This is a genomic window from Rickettsia sp. TH2014 (assembly GCF_019249195.1).
Lineage (GTDB): Bacteria > Pseudomonadota > Alphaproteobacteria > Rickettsiales > Rickettsiaceae > Rickettsia > Rickettsia felis.
In genome coordinates, this window is record NZ_MXAX01000256.1 from 1 (window position 1) to 9,161 (window position 9,161).

Consider the following 9,161-nt stretch of genomic DNA (forward strand, 5'->3'; position numbering starts at 1 on the left):
CTTTAAACTTCTGTTATATTCTTTCCAGTTGCAAACTTTTTGTAGCTTTGACATACACACTTGTGGTTAAGTTTTTTGTCGATTTACTACTTTTCTTAGTTCGCAGCTACTTTTTTTTATATCTACGCAACAAGGTCTTGCAGGAATGACGGTTTTGGTATCAACAATTCTACCATGATTATCGTATCCTCTTAAAAAACTCTTTCATTAATAGCCTCGAATCTTCCGCAAGAATTCCGCTATATATTTCCGGTCTATGAAAACAAGCACTACTGTTAAAATATCGTAAATTACTTTCGACTGCTCCGTGCTTGGAATCAGAAACCCCGTAAAATAAACGTTTTAACCTGCTATGAGCTATAGCCGCTGCACACATGGCACAAGGTTCTAAAGTAACGTAAATATCATAATCATTTAAATTTTTAGAAGATATAAGATTGCATGCTTCATTAATAGCAATAATTTCAGCATGATAAAGAGCGTTATTTTTTTCTTCGGTATTATTATGACTACTAACAATGATTTTTTGATTTAACCTATCTACAATCACCGCTCCGACCGGAACTTCATTTTTATCAAAAGCAATCCCTGCTTGTTTTAAAGCTTGCTCCATGAAAAAATTATTAAAATCCGTTTTTTTATCTAACAATATATTCACGGTAATTTACGTGTTCTTCGATTCCAAAAGGATCTTGGTGGATAATTATTTCAGCCTCTGGAAATTCCTGCAATATTTCAAAAGCGATCTCATCGCTAATTTTATGAGCATTATAAAGCGACATATTGCCGTCCATTTCCAAATGACACTGAATAAAAGCTTTTTGAGCGGCATATCTAGTTTTCATTTCGTGCATACCTTTTACGCCTAAATGGTTATTAACTATCGAGATAATTTTTTGTCTATCTTGCTCAGGTAATTCATGATCGACTAAATTTTTAAATGCCTTTTTAAATAAAGAATAAGAAGAGTGAAATATATATAACGAAATAACTACACCAAATAATGGGTCAGCAAACCAAAAATAATCACTTAAATTTATAGAGATAATTACTATAACATTAGTTAATAAGTCTGTAAAATAATGAAGTTTATCGGCTTTTACTAACTCCGATCCTGTTTTTTTAATTACATAAGTTTGATAAAGTACTAAAATAATTGTTAAGAATATACATACATGCATTACCGTAGTACCGTCACTGATATTCTCCGGTTTTGTTTTTTCAAATAAAGATTTAACCGAAGAAAAGCCTACAAAAAAAGCTGAAGCAAAGAAAAATATCGATTGAGAAAAAATTGTTAAATCCTGCATTTTTTCATGCCCGAACCTGTGATGATGATCGGGCGGTTGCAGGGCAAATCTTAAAGCTATTAGATTAATAAAGGAAGAAGTTATATCAAGCATTGAATCAATTAAAGAAGCAAGAATTGATTGCGAATCGGTAACAACCCAAGCGTATAATTTTATACTTAAAATAATTAATGCCGTAGTAACCGATAAATAAGATACCGATTTTATTAACCGATTACGGCTATTAGTATCCATAACGAATCTTTCCAATTTATTTTTTGTAGTTTAACAAAGAAAATATAAAATTCAATTATAATTAGGTTCCGTGAACAAAATTAAAAATAATATTTTAAAATATAAATAATTTAAATTCTGTTTATAGAATCTAGTTTTAACTTTACAAAATTCTAAAAACCATATACTTATTAAATTATATATTTAATAAGAGAGAATTTATATGAAACTATTATCTAAAATTATGATTATAGCTCTTGTAGCTTCTATGTTACAAGCCTGTAACGGTCCGGGCGGTATGAATAAACAAGGTACGGGAACACTTCTTGGCGGTGCCGGCGGTGCATTACTTGGTTCTCAATTCGGTAAGGGCAAAGGACAGCTTGTCGGAGTAGGTGTAGGTGCATTACTTGGGGTAGTTCTTGGTGGACAAATAGGTAAAGGTATGGATGAGCAGGATAGAAGACTTGCTGAACTCACTTCACAAAGAGCTTTAGAAGCAGCACCTAGCGGCACTAGCGTAGAATGGCGTAATCCGGATAACGGTAATCATGGTTACGTAACACCTAATAAAACTTATAGAAATAGCACTGGTCAATATTGCCGTGAGTACACTCAAACAGTTGCAATAGGCGGAAAACAACAAAAAGCATACGGTAACGCATGCCGCCAACCTGACGGACAATGGCAAGTTGTGAATTAACTGTCATACCGTGGCTTGTCCACGGTATCCAGAAAAACAACAACTTATAGTGTACATTTTTTACTGGATCCTGTGAATAAATCACGGGATAACGATTCCTAAGGAACAATCTATGACTTTCATAATAACAAGTACGGCGTTTAAGCATAATGAGCGTATTCCTGATAAATTTACTTGTAAAGGACAGAATGTTTCTCCGCATTTAGAGTGGAGTGATGCTCCTATAGATACTAAATCTTTTGTGCTTATCATGGATGATCCTGATGCACCAATAGAAATAGTACCACCGCATGGTATATGGAATCATTGGATAATATATAATATTCCTACTTCTATTACTGAGCTTTCAGAAGGACAAATAGATAGCAATATTAAAACTTTAAATAATAGCTGGAAAGAAAAGAAATACGGAGACCCTTGTCCGCCTGCCGGCAAACCTCATCGTTATTTTTTCAAACTATACGCTTTGAATGATTATCTTGAGCTTGATGAGAATGCTAGCAAGCAAGATTTAGTGCTGGCTCTACAGAAACATTTACTAGCTGAAACTGAATTAATTGGCATTTATTCTACATAACCGTCATTGCGAGCAACCATAGGCTGCGTGGCAATCTCATGAAATAATAACAAACTCCTGAGATTGCTTCGACGAAACTTACAGTTTCTTCTCGCAATGACGGAACGTTCTACGCAGGGATGACAAGAGTGAACTGACACATGCAAAAACCTATAATCGAGTTTCGTAACGTATCTAAAAAATTCGGTAATAAATTGCCGATAAATAACGTTAGCTTTACCGTCAAGAAAAACAATATCACTACTTTAATCGGACCTAACGGTGCAGGTAAAACTACCATAGTACGGTTAATGCTTGGGCTTGAAAAACCTACAAACGGCGAGATTATAATTGATCCCAAATTAAAAATCGGATATGTACCGCAGAAGTTCGGATTAACCCCTGATTTACCTATTACAGTAAAAAAATTTTTAGATTTGTTAGCACCTAGTAATTTTAATAGTAATATTAAAGAGATTAACTCATTTATTGATTTGGAACATATAAAAGATCAAGAAATTTCTAAGCTCTCAGGAGGGCAGTTTCAAAAGGTAGTTCTTGCATGTTCAATAGTTAATAATCCTGACTTAATTATTTTAGATGAGCCGCTGCAATCTTTAGACGTAACAAGCCAGCAAGAATTTTATCAACTTATTAATCTGATTCGTAAAAAGCTAAATATTACGGCCTTTATGGTCTCTCACGATTTATTTACCGTAATAAAAAACTCCGATCAAGTGATATGCTTAAACGGTCATATATGTTGTAGCGGAATACCAAACGAAATAACTCCTAACTCTGAATTTTCAAATGCACTTTCTTCTCTAGGCTTCTATACCCACCACCACGACCATAGGCATTAGACTTATTTCAAATATTGCTTTAAATATCTACCGGTATGGCTTTCCGCACAAGCAGCGATATCGGCAGGAGTACCGCATACAACTATCTTACCGCCTTTGTCACCGCCCTCAGGACCGACATCAATAATATAATCTGCCGTTTTTATAACATCTAAATTATGCTCGATAACTAAAACAGTATTTCCCATATCAACGAGTTTATGCAAAACTTTCAGCAATTTATTAATATCGTCAATATGTAGCCCCGTAGTCGGCTCATCAAGTATATAAAGCGTTTTACCGGTTGAACGTCTTGATAATTCTTTAGCAAGCTTAACGCGTTGTGCTTCACCGCCTGAAAGAGTAGTAGCAGACTGACCGATTTTAATATAGCCTAGACCCACTTCATTTAAGGTAATTAGTTTTTCATAGATTAACGGGATTTTCTCAAAAAATTGCATTGCATCTTCTACTGTCATCATCAAAATATCGGCAATAGATTTGCCTTTATATTTTATTTCAAGTGTTTCTCTATTATATCTGTGACCATTACAAATATCACATTTTACATATACGTCAGGTAAGAAGTGCATCTCTATTTTAATCAGCCCGTCACCTTGGCATGCTTCACATCTACCGCCTTTAACGTTAAACGAAAATCTGCCTACTTTATACCCTCTAGCTTTTGATTCAGGTAATTCCACAAACCAATCCCTAATATGGGTAAAGGCACCTGTATAAGTCGCAGGGTTTGAACGAGGAGTTCTACCTATCGGGGATTGATTAATATCGATAATTTTATCAATATATTCAAGTCCTTTTAATTCTCTATATTTTCCCGGAAATACTTTGCTAGTCGGCTCTAAATGCTTTAGAGCCGCTTTATATAGAGTATGAATCATCAAGCTTGATTTACCACTTCCCGATACTCCCGTTATAGCGGTAAACGTACCAAGCGGAATTTTGATATCAACATTATCTAAATTGTTAGAAACCGCCCCAAGTAATTCAATTGACCTATTATCATGCCCTACTCTTGTTTCAGATGGTACTTTGATTGTTTGACGACCGCTTAGATACCTACCTGTAATACTTTCTTCAAAATTCTTTATTTCTTCTACATTGCCTTCTGCAATAACACGACCGCCGTGAATACCGGCTCCCGGTCCTATATCAATAATATGATCAGCTTCATACATTGTTTCTTCGTCATGCTCGACTACCAAAACGGTATTACCTAGATCTCTAAGCCTTTTTAGTGTCTCAATTAATCTTGTATTATCTCGTTGATGAAGACCGATAGACGGCTCATCAAGTACATATAAAACACCACTAAGCCCTGATCCTATTTGAGATGCAAGACGAATACGCTGACTTTCCCCTCCCGATAAAGTACCTGCTTCTCGTGATAACGTTAGATAATCAAGCCCAACATTCATAAGAAATTTTAATCTCTCAGTAATTTCTTTGAGTATACGCTCAGCAATAAATAATTGCTTTTTATTTAATTTTTCTTCTAAGTGACTAAACCATTTTTGCAAGGCTGCAATACTCATACCTGCTACTACGCCTATATGAAAATTCGCTATTTTAACGCATAATGCTTCGTCTTTTAATCTAAACCCTGAGCAGGCAGTACATTTATGTTCTGACTTAAATTTAGCTAGTTCCTCTTTAATTAAAACCGACTCTATAGTACGGTCCTTTTCCTGCAAACTTGGTATTATACCGGCAAAAGGTTGTTTTATTATTTGCGTTTTAGAACCGTCGTGAAACTCAAATTTTATTGCTTCTTCTCCTGAACCTTCAAATAAAATATCCTTAACATTTTGTGATAAACTTACAAAAGGTACTTCAATAGAAAATTTATAATGATCGGCAAGAGCCTTTAATGTCTCTAGGATAAATTTAGGAGATGTGCTACCCCAAGGTACTATTGCACCGTCTTTAATGGAAATTCTTTGATCTGGAACAATTAATTCTCTATCAAAGAAAAACTCCTTACCTATTCCTTCACATTTAGGGCATGCTCCAAAAGGGCTATTAAAAGAAAAAATTCGAGGCTCTATTTCAGTAAGCTGAAAACCGGATACCGGACAAGAATATTTTTCGGAAAAAGTAATGCGCTGATTTTTTTCAAATTCGGTCTTAACTGCCGGCGGTAATTCTACAATTTCTAAATAAGTAATACCTTCGGCAAGATTTAACGAACTCTCTAAGCTATCTGCAAGCCTATTACCTAAACTTTTGTCTAGAACTATTCTATCAACGATGACTTCTATATTATGCTTCTTATTTTTATCAAGTTTCGGTAAATCATCAATTTCACAAACTTCACCGTTAACTATTAATTTCTGAAAGCCTTGCTTTTTCAGATTCATAATTTCACGTTTGAACCCCCCCTTATGTCCTCTAACAATAGGAGCAAGTAAATATACTTTCGTGCCTTTAGGTAGTTCATTAATTATATCTACCATCTCAGAAACTGTTTGGCTATGTATCGGAAGACCGGTTGCCGGAGAGTAAGGAATACCCACCCTTGCATATAATAACCTAAGGTAATCATAAATTTCCGTTATAGTTCCAACCGTAGAACGAGGATTTTTAGAAGTAGTTTTTTGGTCAATTGCAATAGCAGGCGATAATCCGGAAATAGATTCTACATTCGGTTTATTTTGTAAATGCAAGAATTGCCTTGCATATGAAGATAAGCTTTCAACGTATCGCCTTTGACCTTCTGCATAAATAGTATCAAAAGCTAAAGAAGACTTGCCTGAACCACTAAGACCGGTGATAACAACAAATTTATTCCTTGGAATATCAACATTTATATTTTTTAGATTATGCTCTTTAGCACCGCGTACCTTAATATATTCTTGGTTCATAATCACTTCGCTACAAAATTTTTGAGATATTTTTTAAAAAACCTGTAGTATTATAGGCTCTTTTATTTTATTATTGCAATAATAATATTTTAAAATAGGTAGTAATCTATGGCAGGTAGTTTAAATAAAGTAATATTAATAGGTAATGTAGGGCGTGATCCGGAAATTAGAACTACGGGCGAAGGGAAAAAAATCATTAATCTTTCCTTAGCAACAACCGAAACTTGGAAAGATCGCATTACCAGCGAACGAAAAGAACGAACTGAATGGCATAGAGTAGTGATATTTAGTGAAGGATTAGTATCTGTTGTAGAACGCTATGTTACAAAAGGTAGTAAATTATATATTGAAGGTTCATTGCAAACCCGTAAGTGGAATGATAATTCAGGTCAAGAAAAATATACCACGGAAGTTGTGTTACAAAATTTTAATTCACAATTAATATTATTGGATAGTAAAAACTCTAATAATCATACTCAAGATTCAGGGCATAGCGGATATAAACATCCTGAAGCTAAAAATCATTCCTTTGACCATAGCGACCTAGACGATGAAATACCGTTTTAATAAAAAAATCAAGGATATACATAAATGTCAACATTAAATAAAAACAAAATTATAACGCTATTAATTATTTCTATACTAATTTTACTAGGAGTAGGAATTTATAAGCACAAAAAATGAAATAACTATTATAAGCAATTAATCTCAAAACTTGGGTCTGTTTGTAATCCTACATGTGTGACGACCGAATCCACTCCCTGCCCAGTAACATATTGTAATACTAATCTCTTGAATTTAAACTCTAACTTTAGAGGGGTGCTTATTAAAGATAAAAATAATTTAAATATTTTATTAAAAGCTAAAGATGATGTAAGTAATTATATTGCAGACACTCTTGAATGGGAGCCACATCTCCAAAATGCATTGCGTCAAATAATAAAACCACGAGATAAAGTACTAGTCCTAGGGGCGCATATCGGTATACATGCAGTTCTTATTAGTAAGCTAGCAAACGAAGGACAAATTTCAATCTTTGAAGCTAATCCTTATGTGTTAAAGTTTTTAGAAACTAATTTAGTTTTAAATAATATTACTAATGCTAAAATATACCCTAAAGCCGCATTCTCTGAAAATACTACAGTATCTTTTTTAGCAAAAGATACTGGTAATACCGATGCTTCCCATATTAAAAGACTCGACACCACACAAAAAGAGGAGCTTATTACAGTTGATGCAGTAAATATTGACAGTATAAAAGAAATTCAAACTATCGATATCTTACAAATGGATATTGAAGGTGCTGAAGAAAATGCCGTTTATGGAGCTCAAAAATTAATTGATCGTTCTCCGAACTTAACTGTTTTCCAAGAATGGTCACCATTTTGGATGAAAGATATAGATACCTATTTAAAGTTTTGGAGTTCTAGAAATTATAAGATTGTTCAAATTACTTTAAGTGGCGGTTTAAAAGAATTAACAGATGAAGAACTAAAATCTTCAGGACAGATCGATATTATTATGACTAAGGATTTAGAAAAACTTATCAGTAATTTTAAACCTCTGTAATAATGAAAAAAATTATTTGGGCAATAATATTTTTAATACCAACATTTCTTTCAGGCTGTTCTACTACTCATGATGTCGCTAGCAGAGTAAAACATTCGCAAGATATAGCTAATCAAAATAACTTTCGGATGCAGCTAGTAAACGGTAGTGATTTTACTCTTACGATTTATCAACGTATTACCGCTAGTCACCTACCTTTTGTATTCTATATTGAGGGAGATGGGCATCTTGCGGATGGCGGCGTTAACTCGGACAACCCTACCCCTGTTAATCCGACGCTCTTAAAGCTTGCTACAATGGATAAAAGACCAAATGTTGTTTATATAGCACGACCTTGTCAATATACTCCTTTAGAAATGAACCCAAAATGCATTAGCGATTATTGGTTAGATAAAAGAATGGGGCAGGAAGTCGTAGATTCAATTAACAATGTCATAAATATTATCAATAACGGACAAAAATTTAGCTTAGTCGGCTTCTCCGGTGGGGGCGGGCTTACAATATTAATTGCCGCTCAAAATAACAATGTTAAAGATATTATAACGATTGCCGGTAATTTAGATACTGAAAAATTTGATAAATATCATAATTATCGTGGTTACTTAGTTAAATCGTTAAACCCGATAAATTATGCAAAGCAAGTTAATAATATCCCTCAATTACATCTCTCCGGCATGAATGACAAAAGAGTCCCGCCTTTCATAGCAGAATTTTACGTAAAAACAAGTAACTCACCATGTGTAAAAAAGCAAACTTTTCCTAATATTTCTCATGCAAAAGGTTGGGATAAAGTTTGGTCTAATATATTAGATACTCCTCTAATTTGTAATTAAGCATTAAGAAATATTATTAATCTATTTAAAAATCCTTTATTGACTTTTATACAAAACAGCATAATTCTTTTTACAATTTAATTTTTTATACAAGAATTATGCTAGGCTACGAAAAAGAACAAAAAAGTTTGACAAAAGAACAGAAGCAAGCCGTAGGGTTGTTATCTATAGGAACCTTATTGGAATATTTTGATCTTATGCTTTATGTGTAGAAGTCAAGATTTAATCTTACAGACATTATAAAAATTAT

General features: G+C 33.8%; 10 protein-coding genes and 1 pseudogene. 7 read left to right on the top strand and 4 right to left on the bottom strand.

The genetic code is table 11. From position 1 onward, the window contains the following. Positions 1 to 178: 178 nt before the first annotated feature. Complete coding sequence (locus KYQ89_RS05310) at positions 179 to 658, bottom strand: nucleoside deaminase (protein ID WP_218460714.1); 480 nt, start codon at positions 656 to 658, stop codon at positions 179 to 181. Further along, on the bottom strand, positions 639 to 1,544 hold the full coding sequence (locus KYQ89_RS05315; protein WP_218460715.1) for a cation diffusion facilitator family transporter: 906 nt from the start codon (positions 1,542 to 1,544) through the stop codon (positions 639 to 641). The genes KYQ89_RS05310 and KYQ89_RS05315 overlap by 20 nt, the downstream gene beginning before the upstream one ends. Positions 1,545 to 1,746: 202 nt before the next feature. On the opposite strand from KYQ89_RS05315, the gene KYQ89_RS05320 reads away from it, so the two are divergent. Further along, positions 1,747 to 2,226: an RT0821/Lpp0805 family surface protein gene (locus KYQ89_RS05320; RefSeq protein ID WP_218460716.1), complete on the top strand. Its 480-nt coding sequence runs from the start codon at positions 1,747 to 1,749 to the stop codon at positions 2,224 to 2,226. 112 nt (positions 2,227 to 2,338) lie between these two features. Beyond that, the gene (locus KYQ89_RS05330) at positions 2,339 to 2,803 is read left to right on the top strand and encodes a YbhB/YbcL family Raf kinase inhibitor-like protein (RefSeq protein ID WP_218460717.1); all 465 of its coding nucleotides are present in this window, start codon (positions 2,339 to 2,341) and stop codon (positions 2,801 to 2,803) included. On the opposite strand, the gene KYQ89_RS05335 is transcribed toward KYQ89_RS05330, so the two are convergent. Further along, positions 2,791 to 2,943 carry a hypothetical protein gene (locus tag KYQ89_RS05335; protein ID WP_218460718.1) on the bottom strand — a complete coding sequence of 51 codons (153 nt, stop codon included), beginning with the start codon at positions 2,941 to 2,943 and terminating at the stop codon, positions 2,791 to 2,793. The two genes, KYQ89_RS05330 and KYQ89_RS05335, sit on opposite strands and share 13 nt — an antisense overlap. Here KYQ89_RS05335 and KYQ89_RS05340 point away from each other — a divergent pair, their 5' ends adjacent. Further along, the gene (locus tag KYQ89_RS05340; RefSeq protein WP_218460719.1) at positions 2,944 to 3,645 is read left to right on the top strand and encodes a metal ABC transporter ATP-binding protein; all 702 of its coding nucleotides are present in this window, start codon (positions 2,944 to 2,946) and stop codon (positions 3,643 to 3,645) included. It begins immediately after the preceding gene. A gap of 2 nt (positions 3,646 to 3,647) precedes the next feature. On the opposite strand, the gene uvrA is transcribed toward KYQ89_RS05340, so the two are convergent. Next, the gene (gene uvrA / locus KYQ89_RS05345; RefSeq protein WP_218460720.1) at positions 3,648 to 6,509 is read right to left on the bottom strand and encodes an excinuclease ABC subunit UvrA; all 2,862 of its coding nucleotides are present in this window, start codon (positions 6,507 to 6,509) and stop codon (positions 3,648 to 3,650) included. A 108-nt stretch (positions 6,510 to 6,617) separates the two neighbouring features. Between uvrA and KYQ89_RS05350 the strand changes: the two genes are divergently transcribed. From KYQ89_RS05350 to KYQ89_RS05365, 4 genes and pseudogenes are all read left to right on the top strand, one after another. Then, entirely contained in the window at positions 6,618 to 7,076 is a 459-nt protein-coding gene (locus tag KYQ89_RS05350) for a single-stranded DNA-binding protein (protein WP_218460721.1), read from the top strand. 225 nt (positions 7,077 to 7,301) lie between these two features. Further along, positions 7,302 to 8,078, top strand: a complete 777-nt coding sequence (locus tag KYQ89_RS05355) for an FkbM family methyltransferase (protein WP_218460722.1) — start codon at positions 7,302 to 7,304, stop codon at positions 8,076 to 8,078. Between the two features lie 2 nt (positions 8,079 to 8,080). Further along, on the top strand, positions 8,081 to 8,911 hold the full coding sequence (locus KYQ89_RS05360) for an alpha/beta hydrolase family protein (RefSeq protein WP_218460723.1): 831 nt from the start codon (positions 8,081 to 8,083) through the stop codon (positions 8,909 to 8,911). A 98-nt stretch (positions 8,912 to 9,009) separates the two neighbouring features. Next, positions 9,010 to 9,120, top strand: a pseudogene (locus KYQ89_RS05365) (MFS transporter); the annotation flags it as partial. Positions 9,121 to 9,161 lie beyond the last annotated feature (41 nt).

What these genes read in the sequence shown, in the direction of transcription:
- KYQ89_RS05320 (WP_218460716.1), top strand. Translation starts at nt 1,747, where the DNA reads ATGAAACTATTATCTAAAATTATGATTATAGCTCTTGTAGCTTCTATG.
- KYQ89_RS05330 (WP_218460717.1), top strand. Translation starts at nt 2,339, where the DNA reads ATGACTTTCATAATAACAAGTACGGCGTTTAAGCATAATGAGCGTATT.
- KYQ89_RS05340 (WP_218460719.1), top strand. Translation starts at nt 2,944, where the DNA reads ATGCAAAAACCTATAATCGAGTTTCGTAACGTATCTAAAAAATTCGGT.
- uvrA (WP_218460720.1), bottom strand. Translation starts at nt 6,509, where the DNA reads ATGAACCAAGAATATATTAAGGTACGCGGTGCTAAAGAGCATAATCTA.
- KYQ89_RS05350 (WP_218460721.1), top strand. Translation starts at nt 6,618, where the DNA reads ATGGCAGGTAGTTTAAATAAAGTAATATTAATAGGTAATGTAGGGCGT.
- KYQ89_RS05315 (WP_218460715.1), bottom strand. Translation starts at nt 1,544, where the DNA reads ATGGATACTAATAGCCGTAATCGGTTAATAAAATCGGTATCTTATTTA.
- KYQ89_RS05360 (WP_218460723.1), top strand. Translation starts at nt 8,081, where the DNA reads ATGAAAAAAATTATTTGGGCAATAATATTTTTAATACCAACATTTCTT.